Annotated in this window: 19 protein-coding genes; 6 read left to right on the top strand and 13 right to left on the bottom strand. The window is 74.8% G+C overall.

From position 1 onward, the window contains the following. From KDL28_RS24785 to KDL28_RS24750, 8 genes are all read right to left on the bottom strand, one after another. The coding region (locus tag KDL28_RS24785) for a glycosyltransferase family 4 protein (protein WP_252441983.1) at window positions 1-1,178 on the bottom strand (1,178 nt) is incomplete at its 3' end. A 70-nt stretch (window positions 1,179-1,248) separates the two neighbouring features. After that, the gene (locus KDL28_RS24780) at window positions 1,249-2,376 is read right to left on the bottom strand and encodes a glycosyltransferase (protein ID WP_252441981.1); all 1,128 of its coding nucleotides are present in this window, start codon (window positions 2,374-2,376) and stop codon (window positions 1,249-1,251) included. Continuing rightward, entirely contained in the window at window positions 2,373-3,827 is a 1,455-nt protein-coding gene (locus tag KDL28_RS24775; RefSeq protein WP_252441977.1) for an oligosaccharide flippase family protein, read from the bottom strand. Before KDL28_RS24775 ends, KDL28_RS24780 begins: the two co-directional genes overlap by 4 nt. A 73-nt stretch (window positions 3,828-3,900) precedes the next feature. Next, window positions 3,901-5,244 (bottom strand): glycosyltransferase family 87 protein, encoded by a 1,344-nt coding sequence (locus KDL28_RS24770; protein ID WP_252441974.1) that lies wholly within the window; start codon window positions 5,242-5,244, stop codon window positions 3,901-3,903. After that, window positions 5,241-7,256, bottom strand: a complete 2,016-nt coding sequence (locus KDL28_RS24765) for a glycosyltransferase (RefSeq protein WP_252441973.1) — start codon at window positions 7,254-7,256, stop codon at window positions 5,241-5,243. The genes KDL28_RS24770 and KDL28_RS24765 overlap by 4 nt, the downstream gene beginning before the upstream one ends. Further along, a complete protein-coding gene (locus tag KDL28_RS24760; RefSeq protein ID WP_252441972.1) occupies window positions 7,253-8,527 on the bottom strand; it encodes an O-antigen ligase family protein in 1,275 nt (424 codons plus the stop codon). The genes KDL28_RS24765 and KDL28_RS24760 overlap by 4 nt, the downstream gene beginning before the upstream one ends. A 73-nt stretch (window positions 8,528-8,600) precedes the next feature. Then, on the bottom strand, window positions 8,601-9,584 hold the full coding sequence (locus tag KDL28_RS24755) for a polysaccharide deacetylase family protein (protein WP_252441971.1): 984 nt from the start codon (window positions 9,582-9,584) through the stop codon (window positions 8,601-8,603). Continuing rightward, window positions 9,581-10,558 (bottom strand): DMT family protein, encoded by a 978-nt coding sequence (locus tag KDL28_RS24750; RefSeq protein WP_252441947.1) that lies wholly within the window; start codon window positions 10,556-10,558, stop codon window positions 9,581-9,583. Before KDL28_RS24750 ends, KDL28_RS24755 begins: the two co-directional genes overlap by 4 nt. 245 nt (window positions 10,559-10,803) lie before the next feature. On the opposite strand from KDL28_RS24750, the gene KDL28_RS24745 reads away from it, so the two are divergent. The 3 genes from KDL28_RS24745 to wecB all read left to right on the top strand — a co-directional run bounded on the left by KDL28_RS24745 (window position 10,804) and on the right by wecB (window position 14,284). Then, on the top strand, window positions 10,804-11,706 hold the full coding sequence (locus tag KDL28_RS24745; protein WP_252441945.1) for a YveK family protein: 903 nt from the start codon (window positions 10,804-10,806) through the stop codon (window positions 11,704-11,706). A gap of 143 nt (window positions 11,707-11,849) precedes the next feature. Continuing rightward, window positions 11,850-13,061 (top strand): heparan-alpha-glucosaminide N-acetyltransferase domain-containing protein, encoded by a 1,212-nt coding sequence (locus tag KDL28_RS24740; protein ID WP_252441943.1) that lies wholly within the window; start codon window positions 11,850-11,852, stop codon window positions 13,059-13,061. Between the two features lie 29 nt (window positions 13,062-13,090). Further along, window positions 13,091-14,284 (top strand): non-hydrolyzing UDP-N-acetylglucosamine 2-epimerase, encoded by a 1,194-nt coding sequence (wecB, locus tag KDL28_RS24735; RefSeq protein ID WP_252441941.1) that lies wholly within the window; start codon window positions 13,091-13,093, stop codon window positions 14,282-14,284. An 85-nt stretch (window positions 14,285-14,369) separates the two neighbouring features. On the opposite strand, the gene KDL28_RS24730 is transcribed toward wecB, so the two are convergent. From KDL28_RS24730 to KDL28_RS24710, 5 genes are all read right to left on the bottom strand, one after another. Then, window positions 14,370-15,725 (bottom strand): sugar transferase, encoded by a 1,356-nt coding sequence (locus KDL28_RS24730; protein WP_252441939.1) that lies wholly within the window; start codon window positions 15,723-15,725, stop codon window positions 14,370-14,372. Window positions 15,726-15,954: 229 nt separating this feature from the next. Further along, entirely contained in the window at window positions 15,955-16,587 is a 633-nt protein-coding gene (locus KDL28_RS24725; RefSeq protein WP_252441987.1) for a TetR/AcrR family transcriptional regulator, read from the bottom strand. A gap of 76 nt (window positions 16,588-16,663) precedes the next feature. Beyond that, complete coding sequence (locus tag KDL28_RS24720) at window positions 16,664-17,089, bottom strand: Zn-ribbon domain-containing OB-fold protein (RefSeq protein WP_252441937.1); 426 nt, start codon at window positions 17,087-17,089, stop codon at window positions 16,664-16,666. Continuing rightward, window positions 17,089-18,276, bottom strand: coding sequence for a thiolase C-terminal domain-containing protein (locus KDL28_RS24715; protein ID WP_252441935.1), 1,188 nt, complete (start codon window positions 18,274-18,276; stop codon window positions 17,089-17,091). Before KDL28_RS24715 ends, KDL28_RS24720 begins: the two co-directional genes overlap by 1 nt. A gap of 69 nt (window positions 18,277-18,345) precedes the next feature. Beyond that, complete coding sequence (locus KDL28_RS24710) at window positions 18,346-19,194, bottom strand: MaoC/PaaZ C-terminal domain-containing protein (RefSeq protein ID WP_252441934.1); 849 nt, start codon at window positions 19,192-19,194, stop codon at window positions 18,346-18,348. Between the two features lie 192 nt (window positions 19,195-19,386). On the opposite strand from KDL28_RS24710, the gene KDL28_RS24705 reads away from it, so the two are divergent. From KDL28_RS24705 to KDL28_RS24695, 3 genes are read left to right on the top strand one after another with little or no spacing between them, the layout of a single operon-like run. Beyond that, the gene (locus KDL28_RS24705; protein ID WP_252441932.1) at window positions 19,387-21,642 is read left to right on the top strand and encodes an acetate--CoA ligase family protein; all 2,256 of its coding nucleotides are present in this window, start codon (window positions 19,387-19,389) and stop codon (window positions 21,640-21,642) included. A 14-nt stretch (window positions 21,643-21,656) separates the two neighbouring features. After that, window positions 21,657-22,946: an acyl-CoA dehydrogenase family protein gene (locus KDL28_RS24700; protein ID WP_252441931.1), complete on the top strand. Its 1,290-nt coding sequence runs from the start codon at window positions 21,657-21,659 to the stop codon at window positions 22,944-22,946. Further along, window positions 22,943-23,851 carry an SDR family NAD(P)-dependent oxidoreductase gene (locus tag KDL28_RS24695; RefSeq protein WP_252441929.1) on the top strand — a complete coding sequence of 303 codons (909 nt, stop codon included), beginning with the start codon at window positions 22,943-22,945 and terminating at the stop codon, window positions 23,849-23,851. Before KDL28_RS24700 ends, KDL28_RS24695 begins: the two co-directional genes overlap by 4 nt. Window positions 23,852-23,860: the final 9 nt, after the last annotated feature.

The raw sequence follows: 23,860 nt of genomic DNA, 5'->3' as shown, positions 1-23,860 counted from the left end.
TGGGGGGGGTGTTTTGGGGGGTGTTGTTGTTGGTCCCCGGGGGTCTGGTCGTTCCACCCCCCCCACGACCCGAGCAGGCGCTGGTAGAGGCGCAGGTGCTCGGTCGCGCAGACGGCCGGGGCGAAGCGGGCGCGGGCCCGCTCGGCCAGCAGCCGCCCGGTGCGGCCCGGGTCGGGTTCGGCGAACAGCTCGCCCAGCGCCGCGGCGAGCCCGGCGGTGTCGCCCGGCTCGGCCAGCCACGACCCGGCGCCGGGCACGTCGAGCATGTCGGCCACGCCGCCGCAGTCGGTGGCCAGCACCGGCTTGCCCGCCGCCATCGCCTCGGCGACCACGAGCGGCTGCTGCTCCATCCGCGAGGGCAGCACCAGGGCGTCGGAGCGCGCCAGCAGGTCGGGCACGTCGGAGCGGAAGCCGAGGAACTCGACCCTGGCGCCCAGCCCGGCCTGCGCGGCCTGCTTCTCCAGGCGCTCGCGCTCGGGCCCGTCGCCCGCGACGACCAGGGTGGCGTCAGCGGGGAAAGCTCCCGGGCGCTCCAGGGCGGCCAGCAGGTCGGCCACGCCCTTGCGCTCGACGAGCAGCCCGACGAACAGCAGACGGCGCACCGGCCCCGTCGGCGCGCTCTCGGCCGGCAGGGTGACGGCGTTGTCGATGTGCACGATCCGGCGGGCGGGCACGCGCAGGCGCTCGCGCAGGAACCGCCCCATCGACGGCGACGGCACGACGGTGGCGCCGATCGACCGCGCCACCACGGCGTCGGCCCCCAGCACGACCTTCGTGTAGCGCGACGGCCCGGCCGCGCCCGCGCGGCCGCGGAACCACGGTTCGGCGACGTCGTCGGGCACGCCGTGGTAGGTGTGCACGACCGCCCGGGGGTTCCCGCGACCCGCGGCCATGCCGGCCACCACCAGCCCGGAGCGCCGGTCCTGGGCGTGCACGACGTCGGGCCGCCAGGCCCGCAGCGCGGCCCGCGCGGCCCGGGTGGCGCCGACGGCGGCCTTGCTGGGCACCTCCAGCTCCTGGAAGTGCTCCCGGACCAGTTCGGCGTCGCGGGCCGGGCGCGGCCCGAACACCCGCACCTCCGCCCGCCCGGACGCGGCCAGCTCGGCGGCCAGCCGGACCGTGACGTCGACGGGACCACCGCGGTCCTGGGTGAGCAGGTACGCGACCCGCGGCGTCATCGGGCTCCTCCGGTCGGGATCGGCGTCGGGATCAGTGTCGAGATCAGGATCGCCGCGTCGGCTCGCGCCGTCACCGGGTTACTCCGGTCGGCCCTGCGGCCAACTCGGTGACCAGGTCGGCGACCCGGCCGGTGGTGGCGCGCCGGTCGAAGCGCTCGACGGCGCGGGCCCGCCCGCGCCTGCCCTCGGCCTGGGCGGTGGCGGGGTCGATCAACCGGGCGGCCAGCTCCTTGGCCAGGGACTCGACGTCGCCCGGGGTGACGACGGCCCCCGCCGCATCGGCCCCCTCGCCCAGGCTCTGGCGCACCCCGCCCACGTCGAAGGCCACCACGGGGCGGGCGCTCGCCATCGCCTCCAGCGGCACCAGCGCCAGGCCCTCGGCGCGCGAGGGCAGGGCCACGACGTCGGCGGCGGCGTACCAGCGGCCCGGGCGGTCGGTGCCGCCCGCCCAGTGCACGGACGGGTGGGCGGCCATCGCCTCGCCGGCGCGCCACCCGTGCTCCGCGGGGCCGCTGCCGACCAGCTCCAGCCGGGCATCGGGCACCTGGGCCAGCACCGTCGGCCACGCCCGCAGCAGCAGGTCCTGGCCCTTCTGCTCGGCCAGCCTGCCCACGCAGACGACGGTGGGCGCGTCGGCGAGCCCGAGCTCGCGGCGGGTGTCGGTGCGGTCGGCGGGGACGAGGGCGTCGGTGTCGACGCCGTTGGGCACGACGACGGCCGCCTGCCCGATCCCGTTGGCGCGGGCCACGGCCAGCTCGTCGTCGCCGACGCAGAGCAGCCGGGTGGTCCAGCGGGCCGCGGCCCAGCGCTCCCAGGCCAGCGAGGCCCGGCCGAGCGCGCCCCCGGCCACCTGGAACGACCACATGTGCGGTTGGAAGATCGTCGGGACGCGCCCGCGCACGGCGAGCCGGCCGGCCAGCCCGGCCTTCGAGCTGTGCAGGTGCACGACGTCCGGGCGGACCTCGCGCAGCACCCGGCGCAGCCGCAGCGCCTCCGACGGCGTGGACGGCCCCGGCGAGCGCACCGCCGGCCAGGCGTGCACGCGCGCGCCCGCCGCGACGCGCTCGGCGAGCGGCCCGGGCGGGCAGGCGACGCGCACGTCCCAGCCGCGTCCGACCTGGTCGGCGACCAACTGGGCGACGACGGCGGCCACGCCCTCGGTCGTCGGCTGGCTGACGTGCAGGACGGTCGGGCTCACTCGGCCACGCTCTCGGACCGGTTGCGCAGCAGGCCGCGCATCTGGGCCACGGCGGCCCGGTCGACCAGCGAGACGACGCCGGCGTAGGTGGCCAGCAGCGCCACCCCGAGCCCGAGGGCCACCGGCAGCGACGACGGATCGTCGAGCAGGCCGATCGCGGCGGCGCCGCGGGAGACCGCGAGGCAGCCCAGCGCCCCGGCCGCCGGCCCGAGCAGCGAGCGCGCCATGACCGACACCGGCGGCGCCACCCCGGCCCCGCGCAGCGCGAACCAGGCCACCGGCAGCAGCACGATCGCCGCGGAGGCCTGCGCGATGGCCGCGGGGACCAGCCCGAAGGGCGCCGCGATCGACAGCCCGACGGCGAGCAGCACCAGGTGGGTGGCCTGCAGGGCGAGGTACCACTTGGGCTTGTCCGCCGCCCGGATCGCCTCGTACCACGTCTGCAGCACGCACAGGGCGAGCCCCCACGCGCACAGCAGCATCAGCACCGGCACCGCGGGCTCCCAGCGCTGGCCCAGCACGACGATGTGGTCGGCGAGCAGCAGCGCGACGATGTAGCAGCCGCCGACGATGACGAGCAGCAGGTGGGTGAACATCCCGACCGCGGCCGACATCCCGGCGTTGAGCTGCTTGAGCCGGGTGTAGACGGGGAACGCCACCGCGCCCAGCACGACCGCGATCATGATGTAGGGCACCCAGGCGATCCGGAACGCCAGCGAGTACACGCCCACCGCGTCCGCGCCCAGGCTCCTGGCCAGGATCGGGTAGTGCACGTTGATCAGCAGGATCGCCACCACGGCCGCCGGGCCGACGACGGCGGTCCAGCGGCCCGCCTCGGCGGCGGCGGCGCGGTCCCAGCGGGGCCGGATTCGCACCCCGGCCAGCACGCCGAGCAGCGGCTGCAGCACCGCCGTGCACAGCACGCCGATGGCCAGCGAGTACTCGCCGACGCCCGCGCCCGCGAGCGCGACGGTCACCGCCGCACCGGTCACCGCGCTGCCGGCGTCGGGCAGCATCCGGCGCTTGAAGTCCAGCGTCCGGTGCATCACGCCCATCTGCACGCCGCCGGCCGCGGTGAACGGCAGGCTCAGCGCGGTCAGCACGATCAGCGGGGCCGCCTCCGGCGCCCCGAGGAGGCCGGCGATGACGTCCGAGCCGAGGACGCCGGCCACGGCCAGCACCAGCCCGATCGCCACGCTGGCGGTGAAGATCGTGCCGGCCATCGCGTCCGGGTCGCGCCGGGTGCGGGTGATGACGTCGTAGACGCCCATCGACTGCACGACCTGCCCGATGTTCGCGAGGGACACCGCCAGCGTGACCAGCCCGAGCTCGTTCTCGGTCAGGAACGCGGCGAGCACCACGGTGACCGCCATCTGGCTGCCCTTGCTGATCAGGTTGACCAGGCCGAGCCAGAGCGTCCCCCGCGCAGCGCTGGCCCCGAGGGTGCTCACGCAGCCTCCTCGCCAAGGCTCGTCGGCAGCGCGAGCGCGGCTGCTGCGTTGGATGGTGAGCTCGCGAGCTCGCTCACGAAGAAGCCACCTCGTCCTGGCGCGTCCCCCGACGGCCGGTGTTGCGGACACGGACGACCACGTAGCCGACCAGCACCAGCCAGGCGGCGATGATGGCGATGCCGTCGACGGTGAGCGCGAACTGCTCACCGAACAGCCCACGCAGCACCGTGTCCAGCGCGAACAGGTGCGCGAACGGGAACGCGAACAGCACCAGCGCGAGCGGGAGCGGCCACGCCGGGCGCTCGGTGCGCCGGGTCCACCACCAGCCGGCCGCGCCCGCCGCCGCGGGCAGCGCGACCAGCACGTCGCCCGGCTGGTGCACGATCGCGATCGTGATCGACAGGCCGATGAGCAGGTCGGCGAGCACGGAGTCGCCGTCGTCGCCGGTGCGGTCGAGCGCGCGGACCAGCAGCGCCGCGACGACCATGACCCCGACCAGCGTCACCAGTTCGGCCATCGGCGGCAGCAGCCCGGTGGTCCGGAAGAGCACCGCGGCCACGTCGACGCGCTCGGCGACCGGCGAGTCGACCGCGCCGTAGGCCGTCTGCTCGGCCCAGTCGAGGTTGGCCCGGATGTCGGCGATGAAGTTGCCGACGCCGCCGGCGTTGGAGACCAGCACACCGACCACCGGCAGGCTGGCCGCCGCGGCGATGCCGGTGCCGCCCAGCGCCACCCGCCACGAGCCGCGCACCAGCAGGAACGCCACCAGCGGGGCCCCGAACTGGGGCTTGATCCAGGCCAGCCCGACCAGCACCGCCGCCCACACGGGGTGCTTCTTGCGCAGCATCAGCGCGCCTGCCGTGGCGACCGCGATCTCCGGGTTGATCTGGCCCAGGTAGAGCTGGGCCTTGCCCAGCTGGCTCGACAGCAGCAGCGCCGAGATGACCGCGGCGCCGGTCAGCACGGGCACCGGCACGAACCGGCGCAGCTCGATCGCGGCCAGCACCGCCAGCACGATCGTCAGCACCAGCAGCACCAGCGTGAACGCGACCGCGCCCGTCTTGTACGGCAGCGCGCCGAACGGCATGTGCAGCACCAGGTGGTAGGGCTGGTACAGGTTGAACGTCTGGCGCACCGGCCAGTTGTCCAGCATGGCCTGCGGCAGGTACGGGTCGCGCCCGGCCAGGAACTCCTGGACCGGGTAGTACAGCGCGTCCCGGAAGTCCTGCATCTGGACCAGCGCCTTGTTGGCCGCGGTCGGCTGCTCGACCTGCAGCGCGGGCAGCAGCGCGCGCAGCCCGCCCGCCACCGCGGCCAGCCCGGCCAGCACCGTCACGACCAGCGCGACCGGCACCCGCCGGCCACCGCCGGGAGCGGCCCGCCGCAGGCCGGGGTTCGTCTCCGTGTTCGAGCTCATGTGATCACCACCGCGATGAGCGCCGAGGCGTCGGGCAAGGCGGCCACGGCCGCCGTCACGTCGTCGGGACCGGTGCGGTTGCCGTCCAGCAGGGCGACGACCGCGGCGTCGCCGGCGTGCCCGTTGACCTGCATCACCGCCCCGGAGGCGCGCAGCTCCCCGGTCAGCGACCGCACCCGGTGCGCGTCGCCGGGAGCCGTGCCGATCAACCGCAGCGGCCGGGTCGAGGCGTTCTGCAGCACCGTCAGCCGGGCCACGAGGTCGGGGTCGGCCATGTCGAGCACCGTGACCGGGCGGGACGCGCCCGCCAGGGTGAGCGCGTCGGACAGCCGCGACCGCCGCGAGACGGTCGGGCGGGTCAGCCTGCGCAGGGCCAGCACGCCCACGGCGGCCACCGAGGCCGCGGTCAGCGCCAGCCCGGTGGCCAGCAGCCGGTCCGGTGCGGCCTGGCGGACGTCGGCGTGCTCGTCCAGGGTCCGCAGCCGGGCCACCGGCGCCAGCACGTCGGCGTCCACGACGCCCTGCGCCACGCGCATGGCCAGCGCGTCGGCGCCGTCCGGGGTGCCGGCGACCACGGTGATGCGGGCGACCCCGGTCTCCGGGATGTACTCGACCGCGATCGCGTCGGCCAGTGCCTCCGGGTCGGCGGGCGGGTCGACCGCGCCGACCGCCCCGGCCAGCACGCTCGGGGCGCGGACCAGCTCGTTCACCGCGGGCATGCCCAGCTGCACGACCTCGCCGAAGCTGGCCTGCGACGTCGGCGTGTCCGGCCCGGGTGTCACCGGACCGGCGACCAGGCCGATCCGCGCCTGGTAGGCGGGCGGCTGCGCGGCGATGATGCCGAACGTGACGCCGCCGACCAGCAGCGCGGCCAGCCCGGTGAGCAGCGCGGTGACCATCGTGCGCGAGCGCCGCCGACCGACCGCGTGCACCCGCTCGAACAGCTCGCCGTAGCGGTCGGCCATGGCCAGCGGGTCGTAGTGCCGGGCGACGGTCTGCCGCCCGGCCCGGCCCATGGCCGCGAGCTGGGTCGGGTCGGCCAGCAGCCGCTCCAGCGCCTCGGCCACGGCCGCCGGGTCGCCGGGCGGGACCAGCCGGCCGCCGCCGTGGGCGAGCACCTCGGACAGCCCGTCGACGTTGCTGGCCACCACCGGCACCCCGGCCGCCAGCGCCTCCAGCACCGAGATGGGCAGGCCCTCCCAGTCGCTGGTGAGCACGTTGACGTCGGCCGCGCTGAGCAGCTCGGGGATGTCGTCGCGCTGGCCCAGGAACCGCACCGAGCCGCTGACGCCCAGGTCCTCGGCGCGCTTCCGCAGCGCCTCGCGGTCGGGGCCGTCGCCGGCGAGCAGCAGCAGCGCGCCCTTCTCCGCGCGCAGCTTCGGGTCCATCCGGGCCCACGCGTCGAGCAGCACGTCGTGGCGCTTCTGCGGGACCAGCCGCGCCATGCACAGCACGACGGGTGCGTCGGGCGGGATGTCGAGCGCCTTGCGCGACTCGTCGCGCGGGGGCGACCGGCGCGGCGACACGGCGTTGCGGATCACGATCGGCGTCGGCTCCTGCAGGCCGTTCTCCCGCAGCCGCCCGGCGATCGCCGCCGAGACCGCGACGACGGTGTCCGCGCGGCGCAGCAGCTGCGCCGCGCGCGGGTAGTCCTCCTCGGCGACCCCGTGGAAGACGGTGATCACCGGGATGCGGCGGCCGACGGCCAGCCGGGCCACCACCGTGGCCCCGACGTTGTGCGCGATGACGACGTCGGGCTGCGCCTTGCGCACCGCGAGGTGCGTGGCCAGCGCGGCGCGCGCGACACCGCTCGCGGAGCGGCGCGCCATGGGCACCGGGAAGATGGCCACCCCCTCGGCGGCCAGCTCGTCGGCGCGCACGCCCCCCGCACTGGCCACCGAGGAGATCCAGCCGCGCGACCGTCCCCTCCGCACCAGCTCGCACACCAGCGACTCGGCGCCACCGACGCCCATCTCGCTGATCACGTGCAGCACCCGGACCGTTGGACTCACCGACCATCCCTCCGCATGCGGAGCTCCAGGCCGCACATGGCGGCGACCAGGGCCCACATCGACAAGTAGTACTGCTCTGACAAGAAGATCGAGGCGACCAGCACCGCGACCAGCGCGGCCTGCGAGGCCAGCACCAGCTGCCGGTCCGCCCCGATGCGCAGCGCGCGCTCGGAGGCCACGAAGCCGCACGCGATGAAGGCCAGGAACAGCACCAGCCCCGGCACCCCGAACTCGGCGGCCACCTCGAGGTACATCGAGTGCGCCACCGGCGTCTGCTCGGCCAGCTCGGCCACCCCGGACGCGGCCGCGTACTCCGAGCGGAAGCCGCCGGGCCCGACGCCGAGCACCGGGTTCTCGGCCAGCATCCGGGCGGCGGCCTGCCAGCGCAGCTCCCGGGTGTCGATGTTCTCGCCGGCGATGTGCACCTTCTCGCCGATGGCCCGGTCGACCGTCTCCGGGGCCAGCACGACGAGCAGGGCGGCACCCAGGGCCACCAGCACCCCGGCGCCGACCATCACCCGCACCGGCACGGCCCGGCGCACCGCCAGGTAGACCACCGCCGCGGCCAGCGCGAAACCGGCGCCGCGCGACAGCGTCACCGCGGCCCCGATCGCCAGCACCGCGGCCACCACCAGCGCCACCAGCGCCATCGGGTGCACGCGCCTGCCTGGTCGCGGCGGTGGGATCAGCGCCAGCAGCAGCGGCAGCGCGGTGACCAGCACGCAGGCCAGGTCGTTGGGGTCGTCCAGCGGGCCGGACGCACGCGTCTCGCCGTCGACCAGCACGCTCTGCAGCGCGCCGATGGCCGCCCAGGTGGCCCCGGCCACGGCCGAGGCCAGCACCGCGCGCATCGGCACCTCGCGGCCGATGACGTCGACCAGCAGCGCGGACAGCACCAGGAACGGCAGCCAGCGCTGCACGTACTCGCCGGCGTAGGGCTCCTCGAGGTGCACCGCGTAGGAGGCCAGGATGACCGCGGCCAGCCCGGCCAGCACCACCTGCGCGGCGTGCAGCCTGCCGATGGCCTTGACGTGGACGCGCACGATCAGCCAGGCCACGACGAAGACCACCGCGGGCAGCTTCGCCAGGTCGGGCTGGACGTCGATGAGGTAGCCCTCGACGGGCGCCAGCCCGACCACCGCGCACGCCGCGACGCGCAGCAGGTGGATGTCGGGCGAGGTGCGCTTGGGCCGGGCGGGGTCGAGCACCGCGACGGAGCTGAGGCCGACCGCGCTGCGGGCCCTCGTCGCGAGCCCCGTCGCGATGCTCATCGCTCTCCCTCGCTGCGCTCGGTCGGCGCTTCGCGCAAAGGCACTGTGCTGGATGATCCGCTCGCACGCTCGCTCAACGCTTCAACCTGCCTATCGCGCGGGTCCGCGACACCGAGGCGGCGACGCGCTCGGCGTGCACGCCCGTGCCGACCACGTCGAACGCGCGGCACAGCGCCGTGAGCGCCCGATCCATCAGCGCGGCCTTCTCAGCTCCGGGCACCCCCATGCCCGGGAAGAACTCCATGCCGGGTGCCTCCCCCAGGTCCAGCACGTCGGTCGGGTGCAGCAGCAGCGACGGTTGCACCCCGCGCAGCCGGCACAGCCGCAGCGCGGTGGCGAAGTACGCCCGCGCCACGCGCGGCGAGACCTGGTGCAGCTGCAGCAGGTACGAGCCGTGGATCGGCACCCGCAGCAGCGGCATCGTCGTCACCGGCAGCTCGACCATCCCGCCCGCGCCCTCCCAGCGGTAGGGCCGGATGGGCGCCATCACGTCCGAGACCGGGCCGAACAGGTCGCCCGGCTCGGCCTCACCGGGGCGGACGGCGCCGTCGGCGGCCGCCGTGGCCGAGCGATCGTGGTAGGCCCGCGCGAGGGGGCCGATCCAGGTGGGCAGCGTGGTGGCGTCGTAGCGGTACCCGCGCTCGTCGAGCAGCGCGAGCATCTGCCTGGTCAGGCTGAAGCCCGGGCCGCGGAACCCGACCGGCTTCGGCGCCCCGGCGGCCACCAGCGCCTCCTCGGTGCGGGCCAGCTCGTCGTCGAGCTGGGCCCGCGAGAACCGGTGCAGCCAGGGCTGGTGCAGGTAGGAGTGGTTGGCGACCTCGTGGCCCGCCGCGACGATCTCGGCGACCGCCTTGGCCCCGTCCTCGCGCTCGGCGTCGGCGCCGACGACGAAGACGGTGGCGGTGAGCCGGTGGCGCCCCAGCAGGTCGAGCAGGCGCTCGGTGGCCGGGGCGATGAAGCTCGGCATCGCCTCCCACCCCGGGTCGCCGTGGGTGCGCAGGTAGGACCAGAGGTTGTCGAGGTCGACCGAGACGCTCGCGGTGGGTCGTGCGTTCACCGGCCGCGTGCTCCTCCGGGCCGGGGCTCGGCCGGCCCGGCCGGCTCCGCTCCCACGGCCTCGTGGGCGGCGTCCTGGACGGCCTCCTCCACGATCGCCGCCTCGGTGCCGGCCGCCGGGACCGGGGCGGTGGCCCCGGCCGCGCCGGCGGGCGCGGCGGTGTGCTGGCTGGAGAACAGCCCGAAGCCGATCACTGCCAGCACCACCAGGACGAGCCCGACCGCGACCCACGCGCCCTGGCCGGCGACGATCTGGTCGCCGAGCACGGTGAGCCCGACGATCGAGGAGACGACCGCGGTCACCGCGTCCATGGAGGCCGCCGCGGCCGGCGCCGAGCCGCGCTGCAGCGCCGCGGCCAGCAGCCACTGCCCGACCAGCGCGGACACCACGACCAGGTAGAACAGCGGCTGCAGCGGGATCTCCAGCAGCGGACCCGCGGCCAGCGGGCGGCTGGCGATGGCCAGCACCGCGAACGCCACACCGGCCAGCACGCCGTGCGCGACCGCGCCGGTGGAGCCGTTCAGCTTGCCGACCGGGATGGCCGCGAGCGCGACCAGCACGACGGTGCCGACCAGCATCCAGGCGACGGCGGTGGGCATCTCCCGGGCGACCCCCGGCTCGGCCGCGGACACCAGCATGATCAGTCCGATGGCCAGCACCACCAGGATGCCCAGCTCGATCGGGCGGGGGCGCCAGCCCAGGACCAGCACGCCGATGAGCGTGGCCACGCCGACCGCCGAGGTGGACGCGGCCTGCACCAGGAACAGGGGCAGGTCGGCACGGGCCAGGAAGGCCAGGCCGAAGCCGACCACCTGGGAGGCGAAGCCGAACAGGTACACCTTCTGGCCGGCCAGTCTGACCAGCAGGCCGGGATCGACACCCGATCGTTGTTCGGTCTGGCGCGCGGCGTAGGACTGCGCCACGATTCCGGTCGCGTAGGCGAGTACGGAGACGATCAGGATCAGGTAGCTCATTACCGCTGGGGCCTCCCCCGGGCCGTGAAGATGGCGGGCTGCGCGATGCGCGCGCCGTGAAGGTACGTCGTCACGCCTACCGTCCTTGTTAGCCCACTGGTGGCGAATAGGTGTGACACTTACGACCGAACGGCGGTACGCACCGTGGTCGAGATCGGTTCGGCAGCGACCTCTATGGTGGGGGACGCCATGCCTGAACACCTAGCCACTACACCGATCAGGTGAACCGCCTGCGCGCACGCCGCTTGCGTGTTCTTGCTCTCGCCTCGATCTGCGGGCTCGCCGTCGGAGCCGTCGTCGTCGCGCTGCTGCTCAACCGGCCCGCGGTCTTCGCCGCCCAGAACAGCCTCATCGCCAGGCCGGCCGCGGCCAGCGTCGAGAACCCCGACGCCGCGGGTCAGTTCGGCGAGGTCGTGGCGCTGGGCCTGCCCGCGCTGCCCGACCTCGCGGTCAGCTCGTCGGTCCTGCAGGCCGCGGCCGACGCCGTGCCCGGCGGACCCACCGCCGACGAGCTCGCCTCCCAGGTCGAGGTGACCCTGGTGCCCGGGGCCGGGGTGGCCAAGCTCACCGTCCGCGCCGGCGATCCCGACCAGGCGGGCAGGCTGGCCACTGCCCTCGTCGGGGCCCTCGTGGCGACCGACATCCTGCAGCCGGCCGCCCGCCTCGAGCCGCTGGACGCCGAGCCCCAGGTCGTGCGGGTCGACACGTCGATCCCGACCGTCGGCGGCATCGGGCTGGTCGCGGCGCTCGTCGTCGGGGCGGCCACCTACGCCGCGCTGCGCCGCATCCGGCCCCCGGGCACCGACGTGCACGAGGTCCACACCGCGATGAGCCGGGCGGGCCGCCCGACCGTGGCCATCCTCGACGGCAAGGACCCCGCGCTCACCGACCGGCTCTGCGCGCTCCAGCGCGCCGGCGGCCTGCCGCTGCGCATCATCACCATCGGACCCGGTCAGAGCGACAAGGCCGACGAGCTGCGCACCGCGGTCAACGGGCGCGGCGTCCAGCTGTCGTCGGCCTCGACGAACTCCGCGCCGACGTCGGTCGTCGCCGTCTTCGACGCGCGCTCCACCCGGCCCGACGAGCTCACCGCGGTGGCCGCCGCGCTGCCCGAGCGCTCCCGGATGCTGGCAGTCGTCCTCACCTGAGCGGGACCGTTCGGAGCAGCACCGCGGGCGGCCGTCACGTGATCGTGTCCCGCGGTCCACCGACCCGTGACCGGCGGGGCCGGATCGTCACCGGCCGGGCACGTCGATAGCCTCGAACGGGCGCAGAGGGAGGCCGGAAGCGGATGGTCGAGACGACCCGACCCCCGCGGGTCACCGGGGTCGACGCGGCGCGCGCCGTCGCGCTGCTGTGCATGGCCCTCGCCCACATGCACGCCACCACGCTGCCCGGGGGCGGCGCGACCCCCATCGGGTCGGCCGTCGCCGGCCGGGCGTCGGCGCTGTTCGCGGTGCTGGCCGGGGTCGGGGTGGCGCTGTCGACGCGCTGGGTGCGCGACCGCCGCGACCACGCGGGCGCCGCGGCCGGGTTGCTGGTGCGCGCGGTCCTCCTCGGCGTGCTCGGGCTCGGCCTGGAGCAGCTGCTCGACACCCCGCCCGCGGTGATCCTGGCCCAGTACGGGCTGCTGTTCGCGGTGGCCGCGCTCCTCGTCCGGCTGCCCGCCACGGCCTGCTTCGCCGCGGCCGGCGCGTGGTGCGCGCTCTCCCCCGTGCTGAGCCACGTGCTGCGCGCGGGCGGGCCCGCCGAGCCCGGGCCCCAGCCCGACCTGGCCATGCTCGCCGACCCGGGCCCGCTGGTGAGCACCCTGGCCCTGACCGGCTACTACCCGGTGCTCACCTGGATCACCTACCTGCTGGTCGGCCTGGGCATCGGCCGGCTCGACCTGCGCTCCACCCGCACGGCCGTCCGGCTCGTCGTCGCCGGGGCGGTGGTCGTCGCGCTCGCCTACGCGTCCTCGGCGCTGCTGCGCGGCCCCGGCGGCATCGGCCCGGCCGGCGTCAGCGACGTCGTCGCCGGCACCCAGCGCGCCGGCACCACGCCCCCCGACGACTGGGGCTGGCTGGTGGTGATCACCCGGCACTCGGGCACCGCCTTCGACCTGGCCCACACCTGCGGCAGCTCGATGGCGGCGATCGGGCTGCTGATCCTGCTGACCGGGGTGGCGACCCGCTGGGTGGCCGCCCCGATGGCGCTGCTCGCCGCGACCGGCTCCGCCTCGCTCACCCTCTACACCGCGCACATCCTCGTCACCGGCTCGACCGGCGCGTTCGGCACGCCGTGGTGGCTGGGGCAGGCCGCGGCGATGCTCGCCGTCGGGGGTGTGCTGCTCGCCACCGGACGGCGCGGACCGCTGGAAGCCCTCGTAGGCCGGTTGTCGCGAGCCGCGCGCGACGCCGTCGCCGGGCCACGCACCGGAAACGGATCAACCCGACCGGACGACAACCGAAGTGAGCCGTTCCCGAACGGCGAGGCGCGGTCCGCGTCCGGACCGACCTGACCACCACCACCCCGCTGGAGGACCCGCCCATGCCGCTGCCGACCGTTCACCTCGTGGTCGGAACGCGTCCCGAAGCGATCAAGATGGCGCCGCTGGCGCTCGCGCTGCGCCGGGCCGGGCTGCTCGAACCCGTGGTCGTCGCCACCGGGCAGCACCCCACGATGGTCGCCCAGGCGCTGCTGGCCTTCGGGATCTCCCCCGACGTGGTCTGCCATCTGCACCGCACGACCGGCGAGCAGTCCGAGCTGGTCGCCGAGCTGGTCCCGGCCCTGGACACGGTGCTGGCCACCAGCTCCGCCGTCATCGTGCAGGGCGACACGACCTCCGCGCTCGTCGGCGGGCTGGTCGCGATGTGGCGCCGGATCCCGGTCGTGCACCTGGAGGCCGGACTGCGCTCCGGCGACCTGGCCGCCCCCTTCCCCGAGGAGGCCAACCGCAGGCTCATCGGCGTCTTCGCCGACCTGCACCTGGCCCCCACCCCGCGCTCCGCCGCCGCCCTGCGCACCGAGGCCGCCGCGGCGGCCGAGGCGGCAGGCACCGCCCTCGCGGGCGACGACCGCATCCTGCTCACCGGCAACACCGTCGTCGACGCCGTCGTCGCGGTCGCCGCCGACGTCACCGGCCCCACCGCCGCCGAACCCGACGACGAGCGCCTCGCCGCCGTGCACCGCGAGGTCACCGCGGGGCGCAGCCGCCTGCTGCTGGTCACCGCGCACCGCCGGGAGTCCTGGGGCGAACCCCTCGACCGCGTCCTCGGCGCCGTCCGCCAGGTCGTCGACGACCACCCCGACGTCCTGTGCGTGCTGCCCGCCCACGCCAACCCCGCCGTCCGCGGCCAGGTCGACACCGCCCTCGGCGACCACCCCCGCGTCCTGGTCACCGACCCCCTCCCCTACCCGGAGCTGTGCCGCCTGCTGGCCCGCGCCTCCCTGGTCCTCAGCGACTCCGGCGGCATCCAGGAGGAGGCCCCCTCGTTCGAGGTACCGGTGCTCGTGCTGCGCGAGGTGACCGAGCGCAAGGAGGCCGTCGAGTCCGGGTGGGCGCAGCTCGTCGGCACCGACCCCGACCTCATCGTCGGCGCCGCCAAGGGCGCGCTCGACGGCGACTGGCTGCGCCCGACCACCGGCAACCCCTTCGGCGACGGCAGGGCCGCGGAGCGGGGCGCGCAGGCGATCGCGTGGCTGCTCGGGCACGCTGGGCGCCCCGCCGACTTCACGCCCTGACGACACCCCGTGACATGAACCTCATGGGGCTCACCCGCGCTCCTGAGCCCCATGAGGTTCATGTCACGGGCGTGAGGACCAGCCCTCACCGTCCCCGCGCGAAGAACACCTCCGAGAACGTCCTCAGGATGATCTTGATGTCCAGCCAGAGCGACCAGTTCTCGATGTAGTAGTTGTCGTAGCGCGCCCGGTCGGCGATCGACGTGTCCCCGCGCAGCCCGTTGACCTGCGCCAACCCGGTCAGCCCCGCCTGCACCCGGTGCCGGTGGGCGTACCGGTCGAACTCCTGGGAGAAGCGGCTGACGAAGTGGGGGCGCTCGGGGCGGGGGCCGACGAGGGTCATGTCGCCGCGGACGATGTTCCACAGCTGCGGGAGCTCGTCGAGCGACGAGCGGCGCAGGAAGCGGCCGACCGGGCCCACCCGGCGGTCGTCGGCGACCGTCCAGGTGGTTGCGGCCTCGTGCTCGTCGACGGGGCGCATGGAGCGCAGCTTGAGGCAGTCGAACTCGCGGCCGTCGCGGCCGATGCGCGGCTGGCGGAAGATCACGCCGGGGCCGCCCTCGATGCGGACGGCGAGCGCGCACACGGCGATGACCGGCGCGACCAGCAGCAGCGCCGGCCCGGCCACGGCCACGTCGAAGACCCGCTTCACGACGCGGGCGGGGCCGCGCAGCGACGGCGTCCGGATCCGCATGATCGGGATGGAGCCGATCTGGTCGGACAGGCCGGTGTTGCTGTTGAAGTACCGCAGCCGCGGCACGACCAGCAGGTCGGACGGCTCGCAGGCCGGGGTGCGGACGACGTCGAGGAGGTCGCGCTCGGAGAACGCGCCGTCGGCGATGAGCAGGACGTCGGCCTCGTGGCGGCGCACGACGTCGTCGAGGTCGGCGAGCTTGCCCAGCCGGGGGGCGGCGGTGGCGGCGTCGTGCAGGTCGCCGTCGTCGACGAAGCCCTCGACGCAGAGGCCGTAGCGCTGGTCCGCGTGCAGGGCCTGGACCAGCTCCAGCGCGACCGGGCCGCCGCCGATGATCACCAGGCGGTGCCGGGTGAGGCCGCGCCTGCGGCTCCACGAGATGACCCCGGTGGTCAGCACCCGGCCGGCGACGACCAGCCCGATGGCGATCGCGACGTTGCTCAGGAACGTGGTCACCGACTCGGCGGCGTAGCGGGTGCCGATGAACAGCGCCACCGCGGCGGCCGCGGTGAGCAGCTTCCCGATGAGGGTGGGCAGCTCGTCGAGCACGCTCAGGTGCAGCCGGGCCCGGTAGCGCCCGCCGCCGGTGAGCAGCGCCAGCGACAGCGCGGTCATCGCGACCGTCGCCTTCCACTGGTGCGGCGTCCACAGCACCGGGAGCAGCAGCAGCGCGGCGTCGACCGGCAGCACGAGCATCCAGGCGCGGATGCGGCGCAGCACCGGCAGCAGCCTGCCCCGCGCGGTCACCCGACCCGCGTCGGCGCCGGCGCTCCCGGTACGACCGGGAATCGATCTCGGCGGGATCGGAACGTGACCGGCGACACGCTGGTCAGTGGCACTCACATGGGTCCCCTCAGCAGAACTCCCCGACCCTCACCCACGTTGTCGATCGTTCACCCGAAGGCGTTTCGTTGATCGAGTAACAGGGCTGTTTCGTCAGCGGGGAGTGAGCTGGGACCTCCGTTCGGGTGACTGGTCAGCCGGCGACGTCGGCCATCAGGTCGGACTCCATGACGGCGCGTAGCCGGGCCAGGACGGCCATCATCGTCTCGACCATCTGCCGGGCCTCCTTGGCCGAGCGCGCCGAGGCGATCTCCCGGCGGGCGTCGCCCATGAAGCTGGTCAGCAGGGCCACGAGCACCCGGTTGACGGGGCTGTCGGGCGCGCCGAGGAGGCGGAAGTTGTCGCGGACCCACTTCTTGCTGCTGACCCGAAGCAGCTTCTGGAAGCCGGGCGGGCTGTCGCCGTCGTAGAAGACCTTGACCATGTCGCGGTTGCCCCACGCCGCCGTCATGTACGCCCGGGCGCCCGCCTCGAACAGCTCGAACGGGTCGCTGACGCCACCGGACTTGGCCTCGGCGACGGCCGCGGCCGCGGCGGCCTGCTGCTCGTCGCGGTAGCGCTCCCAGAGCGCGGTGAACAGCTCGGCCTTGCCCCCGAAGTGGTGGTACAGGCTGCCGACGCTGGACCCGGCCCGCTCGACGACCTCCGAGACCGAGGCCTCGGCGAAACCCCGTTCGGCGAAGACTGCACGGGCGGCGTCGAGGAACTGGGCCCGGGTCTGCTCCGTGCTGCTCCACTGACGGGCCGCACGACCGTCGCTCCGCATCGCCACCGCGCCTCCTCGAACCCACGACGCAACGGGCTCTCACCCGCCACGGTACGGGGCCGCGAACCGGCCCATCCTACCCGGCAGGGGTGAACACCGGGATCGCCAGCCGCTCCGACCCGACCTCGTGATCCTCCCAGCCCACCCGCACGCGCTGTCCGATGTGGACATCGGCGGGGTCGGCGTCGACCTCGGCCATCAGCCGGAACCCCTCGTCCATGTCGACGAGCGCGACGACGTACGGCGCGTGGGCCCGGAAGAACGGGTGCCCGTGCCGGCGCACCACCGTGTAGGTGTAGACCTCGCCGAGCCCGGCCGAGTCGCGGACCCGCCCGCCGCCGTGGCGGCGCGGGAAGAACACGACGCGCCCGTCCTCGCCCTCCTGGTAGGTCAGCCGGTGCTCACCGGTGGCCCGCCAGAACGCGGCGGTGTCGGGGTCGGCGAGCGAGGGCAGCGGGCGCTGCGGGGCGGGCCCGTCCGCCGCGGTCTCGGTGCTCGTCATCAGTCCCTCCCCAGGATCACGGTGGCGGCGGCGTGGCGGGTGCCGAGCAGCCCGCCGTTGCCGTGCGCGACGGCGGTGCGCGCGCCGTCGACCTGCGAGGTCGACTCGCCGCGCAGCTGCCGGGCCGCCTCGATGAGCAGGAAGATGCCGCGCATGCCCGGGTGGTTGGACGACAGGCCGCCGCCGTCGGTGTTGAGCGCGGGGGCGCCGGGGCGGTCCCAGCGCAGCCTGCCGCCCTCCACGAACGGCCCGCCCTCGCCCTTCTTGGCGAACCCGAGGTCCTCCAGCAGCGTCAGCACGGTGATGGTGAACGAGTCGTAGATCATCGCGATGTCGACGTCCTCGGGGCGGAGACCGGCCTCCGCGAACGCGGGCGGGCCGCTGAGCACCGCGGCGCTGGTGGTGATGTCGCGGTCGTTGCCCGGGTAGCCGACGGCCTCGCCCGCGCCGAGCAGCCAGACCGGCGCCGTGGCGCAGTCGCGGGCGACCTCGGCCGAGGCGATGACGACCGCGCCGCCGCCGTCGGAGACCAGGCAGCACTCCAGCAGGTGCAGCGGGTCGGCGATCATCCGCGAGCCCAGCACGTCGTCGACGGTGATCTCGCTGGTCTTCCTGATCCCCAGCGCGGTCAGCGCGGCCACGGCCTCGGGGTTGCGGACCGCGTGCGCCCGGGTGGTCACCGCGATCTCGGCGAGCTGCTCGGGCGTGGTGCCGTACTGGTGCATGTGCCGCTGCGCGACGAGCGCGTAGTTGGCGATGAGCGGCATCCCGAAGGCCGCCTCCATGTTGGTGCCCGGCGCGGGCGCGGCCACCGGCCGCGGGCCGCCGGTGCCGATGGAGCGCGACTCGCTCTTGGCCGTCGAGCCGTAGGTCAGCAGCGCGACGCTGGCCTTGCCCGCGGCGATGTCGCGCATGGCGTGCGCGGCGTGGAACTCATACGAGCTGCCGCCCACCCCGGTGGTGTCGACCAGCCGCGGGCTGATCCCGAAGTACTCCGGCACCGCGATGCCGGCCATCGGGCCGGTCTCCCCCGCGTCGTAGACGGCGTCGACGTCGGCGAAGGTCAGCCCGGCGTCGGCCAGCGCGGCGGCCGCCGACTCGCCCTTGATCTGCCAGGGGGACAGCCCGTCGACGCGACGGGACGGGTGCTCGTGGATGCCGACGATCGCCGCGGCGCGCGGAGCCATGCGGACCTCCGGGAAGGAGTGGGGTCGTGCGAGGAGCCCCCGGACGGGGGTACGCGGGGAGGGCCCGGGCTAGTGGAAGGTGGCCCGGCCCTTGTCGATGACGACGGTGCCGTCGCCGGTGGCCGTGCGGAACAGGGCCGACCCGTCGCCGTCGCGCCAGATCGACACGACGAGCTCGTCGCCGGGCAGGACGGGCCGGGAGAACCGGCCGTACATCGAGTCGAAGCGCTCCGGGTCGGAGCCGCAGAGCGCGTGCAGCAGCGCGCGGCCGGTGAAGCCGTAGGTGCACAGGCCGTGCAGGATCGGGCGGGGGAAGCCGCCGCGGGCGGCGAACTCCGGGTCGGCGTGCAGCGGGTTGCGGTCGCCGGAGAGCCGGTAGATCAGGGCCTGGTCGGGTCGGGTCTGGTAGCGCACCACGTGGTCGGGCTCGCCGTCGGGCGCGGCCCAGGTGTCGCTCGGGCCGCGGTCGCCGCCGAAGCCGCCCTCGCCGACGATGAACACCCCGCTGCGGCTGGTGACCAGCGCCTTGCCGGTCTCCGCGTCGGCCGCCGTCGCCTCGGTGGTGACCAGGGCGCCCTTGCCCTTGTCGTACATGCCGGTGATCGTCGAGGTGACCGACACCCTGCCGTCGACCGGCAGCGGGGCGTGCAGCTCGAAGCCCTGCTCGGCGTGCACGAGCTTGGCCGGGTCGAAGTCGCCGAACTTGCGCCCGCCGCGGGCCTGGGCGGCCAGCACGGCGTAGGTGGGCAGCACCTTCAGCTCGACGCCCGCGGTGTTCTCGGTGGTGAACTCGAGCTCGCGCAGCGGGTCGTCGGCGCCCGCGCCCAGCCCGAGCGCGTAGAGCATCACGTCCTTCGAGTCCCAGGTCTTCTCGACCGGCTCGGAGGTGGCTCCCACCAGGGTGTGGTCCAGCGTCATCGCTGCTCCCGATCACAGGCTCGGTACCCAGTGGGCACGATTTGGAACGAGGTTCTAGGACAGCATTGGCGGCGCCGGGCACCCCTGTCAAGACCGTTGACAACGCCGACGACGGCGGGTGTCATGAGGACCGAACGCGATTCTAGGACGCCGATCCAGCATGCACGGACGCCGTGGTCCGGGAGGACAGACATGCCGCAGTCCACACGATCAGCGACGCTCGACGCGGGGCCTGCCGGACCCGGCGCCGGGCCCGACCCCACCACCGCCGCGGAGCTGGCCGCCGCCCGCCGCCGGCTCGCCACCCCGGAGCGGTTGAGATCCTTCTTCGCCCCCCGCAGCGTCGCGCTGGTCGGCGCGTCGGACTCCTCCGGCTGGGGCCAGTTCATCGTGGCCAGCCTGGCCACCTCCGGGTTCACCGGGCCGCTGCGCCCCGTGCACCCCACCCGCCCCACCGCCTTCGACCGCCCCACCGTGCCCAGCCTGCGCGACCTCGACGAGCCGGTCGACCTGGCCTACGTGCTCGCCCCGACCCGGGCCGTCGAGGGCGTCCTGGAGGACGCCGCCGCGGCCGGCATCCGCAACGCCATCGTGCTGGCCTCCGGCTACGGCGACGGCGGCGGCGAGCAGGGCCGCGAGGCCGAGGCCAGCCTGGTGCGCCGGGCCGTCGAGCTGGACATCACGCTGCTGGGGCCCAACTGCCTCGGCTACGTCAACGCGGCCGCCTCGGTCGCCCCGTTCGGGCTGGGCATCGTGCCCCCGCTGCGTCGCGGCCCGCTCGGGATCGTGCTCCAGAGCGGCGCGCTCACCAGCAACGTCCTCGCCTTCGCCCGCGCCCACCAGGTGGGCATCAGCCTGCTCACCTCGATGGGCAACGAGGCCGTCATCACCACCGCCGACGTCGTCGAGCACCTGATCTCCGACGACGACACCGAGGTCATCGGGCTGTTCCTGGAGTCGGTGCGCGACGCCCCGCGGTTCGTCCAGCTCGCGGCCAGGGCGCTGGAGCGGGGCAAGCCGATCGTGGCGCTCAAGGTGGGCCGCACCGAGGCCGGGCAGCGCACCGCCCTCGCCCACACCGGCGCGCTGGCCGGCGACGACGCCGTGGTCGACGCCGCGTTCCGGCAGTTCGGCGTGATCCGGGTGGGCAGCCTGGAGCAGCTGCTCATCACCTCGGGGCTGTTCACCTCCGGGCAGGTGCCCAAGGGCCGCCGGGTCGGCGTGGTGACCGCCTCCGGCGGCGCCTGCGACATCATCGCCGACCGCAGCACCGACGAGGGCGTGCGCATCGTCGACTTCGCCGAGTCCACCACGGCGAAGCTCAAGGCCGCCCTGCCGCCGTTCGCGGCGGCGCACAACCCGCTCGACGTCACCGGCATCGTGCTGGCCGAGCGCGGGTCCGCGCAGGCCGGGCTGGGCGACGTGGCGCTGGAGGCGGTGGTCGACGACCCGGGCATCGACTTCGTGTTCAACATGCTGGCCCTGCCGGCCGCCGAGCCGCCCGACCCGTCGATCATCGAGCGGCGGATGGCGCAGATCGCCACGACGACGCAGCGCTCGCCCGTCCCGATCGTCAACTTCTCGGCGACCTGCTCGGACCTCTCGCCGTTCGCGCAGTCCCTGCTGGACAAGCACGGCCTGCACACGCTGGCCGGGATCGAGTTCGGGCTGACCGCGATCGGGCAGGCCCTGCGCTGGCAGGAGACGCGCGCGCTCGACCCCCGGCCGCCGTCCACGGAGCAGGTGGCCGCACCGGCCGGGCTGCCGTCGGGCCCCTGGTCCGAGGCCCGCTCCCGGGACCTGGTCGCGGCGTCCGGCGTGCCGGTCGTCCCGGCGGAGCTGGTCGCCGACGCCGACGCCGCGGTGGCCGCGGCCGCCCGGTTCGCCCGCCCGGTGGCGCTGAAGATCTGCTCGGCGGCGATCACCCACAAGTCCGACATCGGCGGCGTCGCCCTCGGCGTCCAGGGCGACGACGACGTGCGCGCCGCCTACGAGCGGGTGCACGCGGCCGGCCGGGCCGTCGCGGACGACATCGAAGGCGTGCTGGTCAGCCCCATGCGCGCGCCGGCGACCGAGCTGTTCGTCGGCGTCACGGTCGACCCGTCGTTCGGGCCGGTGCTCGCGGTCGGGCTCGGCGGGGTGTTCATCGAGGTGCTCGAGGACGTCTCGCTGCGGCTGCTGCCGGTCGACGCCGCCGAGGTGCGCCGGATGCTCGGCGAGCTGCGCGGCGCGGCGGTCCTGCGCGGCGCCCGCGGCACCCGCCCGGCCGACCTGGACCGGGTGGCGGAGGTGGTCGCGCAGGTCGCGGCCGCGGCGGCCGGCCTCGGCCCGGCCCTGCAGACGTTGGAGATCAACCCGTTGCGCGTGGACGGCGACTCGGTCGAGGCGCTGGACGTGCTCGTCGTGACGAACCCAGTGACCCACGACCCGGCCGGCGCCGGGTCCTGACGGGAGGGAAGGACATGGAACTCGACCTCGGTCCCGAGGCGGAGGCCTTCCGGGAGGAGGTCCGCGGCTGGATCTCCACCGCGGCCCCCACGGGCCTGTCCCAGATGGTCGACTGGACCAGCACCCCGCTGACCGGTGGCGACCGCTCGGCCTTCGAGAAGGCCGAGCGCTCCGACGAGTACGCGCAGTGGACGCAGCGCGTGCTCGACGACGGGTGGATCTGCCCGACCTGGCCGGAGAGGTTCGGCGGGCGCGGGCTGGGCCCGGTGGAGAACGCCATCTACTCCGAGGAGCTGGTGCGGGCGAACCTGCCGCGCATCCGGCGCGGCTTCGGCGAGGGCATGGTCGGCCCGTCGATCATGGTGCACGGCACCGAGGAGCAGCAGCGGCACTTCCTGCCGCGGATCATCTCCGGCGAGGACGTGTACTGCCAGGGCTTCTCCGAGCCGGGCCATGGCTCCGACCTCGCCGGCGTGACCACCCGCGGCGTCGTCGACGGCGACGAGATCGTGATCACCGGCCAGAAGATCTGGACCTCCGGCTTCTACCGGGCGAACATGATCTTCATCATCTGCCGGACGGACCCGGACGCCCCCAAGCACAAGGGCCTGTCCTACGTCCTGACGCCGTTCACGGACAACAACATCGACGCCCGCCCGGTCAAGCAGCTGACCGGCTCCGCGGAGTTCGGCGAGGAGTTCATCGACGGCGCCAGGGCCCCGCTGTTCAACGTCATCGGCGGGCTCAACAACGGCTGGCGGGTCGCCATGACCACGCTCGGCCACGAGCGCGGCGGCAGCGCCACCACCGGCTACCTCAAGTACCAGCGCCAGTTCACCGAGCTGGTCGAGCTGGCCAGGGAGGTGGGCCGCGACGAGGACCCGGCCGTGCGCGACCGGCTGGCCTGGTGCCACAGCCACGTGGAGATCATGCGGTTCTCCGGCATCCGGCTGATGTCGCAGCTGGCCCAGGGCAGGGAGCCGGGACCGGAGGCCTCGATCAACAAGCTGTTCTGGAGCGAGTACGAGCAGGCCGTCGGCGAGCTGGCCGCCGACCTGCTGGGCGCGGCCGCGCTGGTCCGCCCGGACGGCGAGGGCTACCGCACCAGCAAGTGGCAGAACATCTTCCTGGCCAGCCGGGCGGGCACCATCTTCTCCGGCACCAGCGAGATCCAGCGCAACATCATCGCGGAGCGGGCGCTGGGCCTGCCGCGCGAGCCGCAGGCACCGGCGCCCGCGCGGGCCGCCGCCGCGACAGCCACCCCGGCCGCCCCGGCCGCCGCCGCCGTTGGAGGAGCGCGATGACCGCCCACCCCCTCAAGGGCCGCCTGGAGGGCCGGGTCGCGGTCGTCACCGGCGCGGGCCGCGGCATCGGCGCCGGGATCGCCAAGCTGTTCGCGGCCGAGGGCGCCGCCGTCGTCGTCAACGACCTCGGCGCCGAGCTGGACGGCAGCGGCGGCGGCGACGCCACCCCGGCCGCCCAGGTGGTCGAGGAGATCACCGCGGCCGGCGGCACGGCCGTGGTCGACGGATCCGACATCTCCGACGTCCAGGCCGCCGAGGGCATGGTCCGCGGCGCGATCGACCGGTACGGCTCGCTGGACGTGCTGGTCAACGTGGCCGGCATCCTGCGCGACCGGATGATCTTCAACCTGGCCGAGCCGGAGTGGGACGACGTCATCCGGGTGCACCTCAAGGGCCACTACGCGACGACCAAGCCGGCCGCCGCCTACTGGCGCGAGCAGCGCAACCCCGACGGCCACTACCGGATCATCAACTTCACCTCGGTGTCCGGCCTGTACGGCGCGCCCGGCCAGCCCAACTACGCCGCGGCGAAGATGGGCATCGTCGGGCTCACCTACTCCTGCGCCAACGCGCTGGGCAAGTACGGCGTCACCGCGAACGCCATCTCCCCCGGCGCGGCCACCCGGATGACCGGCTCCATCCCGACCGAGCGCAGGCGCAGCGCGATGAGCGAGAACGACGAGATGGCCGCGGACAACATCGCCCCGATCGTCGGCTACATCGCCGGTACCGCATCGGACTGGCTCACCGGGCAGGTCATCGGGGCCCGCGGCTACGAGGTGCAGCTGCTCAGCAAGCCCGCCCCGATCCGCCAGCTCAACTCCGACGCCCCGTGGGACCCGGAGAAGCTGGCCGAGCTCGTCGAACGCGTCTTCAAGCCCGCCGTCTCCGGCCAGACCCGTTAAGGAGGCACG

Source organism: Pseudonocardia humida, assembly GCF_023898865.1.
Taxonomy (GTDB): Bacteria; Actinomycetota; Actinomycetes; order Mycobacteriales; family Pseudonocardiaceae; genus Pseudonocardia; species Pseudonocardia humida.
Note: the sequence above shows the minus strand (reverse complement) of the source record. Positions and strands in the feature narration are given on the sequence as shown.

What these genes read in the sequence shown, in the direction of transcription:
- KDL28_RS24770 (WP_252441974.1), bottom strand. Translation starts at nt 5,244, where the DNA reads ATGAGCTCGAACACGGAGACGAACCCCGGCCTGCGGCGGGCCGCTCCC.
- KDL28_RS24760 (WP_252441972.1), bottom strand. Translation starts at nt 8,527, where the DNA reads ATGAGCATCGCGACGGGGCTCGCGACGAGGGCCCGCAGCGCGGTCGGC.
- KDL28_RS24750 (WP_252441947.1), bottom strand. Translation starts at nt 10,558, where the DNA reads ATGAGCTACCTGATCCTGATCGTCTCCGTACTCGCCTACGCGACCGGA.
- KDL28_RS24740 (WP_252441943.1), top strand. Translation starts at nt 11,850, where the DNA reads ATGGTCGAGACGACCCGACCCCCGCGGGTCACCGGGGTCGACGCGGCG.
- wecB (WP_252441941.1), top strand. Translation starts at nt 13,091, where the DNA reads ATGCCGCTGCCGACCGTTCACCTCGTGGTCGGAACGCGTCCCGAAGCG.
- KDL28_RS24725 (WP_252441987.1), bottom strand. Translation starts at nt 16,587, where the DNA reads ATGCGGAGCGACGGTCGTGCGGCCCGTCAGTGGAGCAGCACGGAGCAG.
- KDL28_RS24720 (WP_252441937.1), bottom strand. Translation starts at nt 17,089, where the DNA reads ATGACGAGCACCGAGACCGCGGCGGACGGGCCCGCCCCGCAGCGCCCG.
- KDL28_RS24715 (WP_252441935.1), bottom strand. Translation starts at nt 18,276, where the DNA reads ATGGCTCCGCGCGCCGCGGCGATCGTCGGCATCCACGAGCACCCGTCC.
- KDL28_RS24710 (WP_252441934.1), bottom strand. Translation starts at nt 19,194, where the DNA reads ATGACGCTGGACCACACCCTGGTGGGAGCCACCTCCGAGCCGGTCGAG.
- KDL28_RS24705 (WP_252441932.1), top strand. Translation starts at nt 19,387, where the DNA reads ATGCCGCAGTCCACACGATCAGCGACGCTCGACGCGGGGCCTGCCGGA.
- KDL28_RS24700 (WP_252441931.1), top strand. Translation starts at nt 21,657, where the DNA reads ATGGAACTCGACCTCGGTCCCGAGGCGGAGGCCTTCCGGGAGGAGGTC.
- KDL28_RS24695 (WP_252441929.1), top strand. Translation starts at nt 22,943, where the DNA reads ATGACCGCCCACCCCCTCAAGGGCCGCCTGGAGGGCCGGGTCGCGGTC.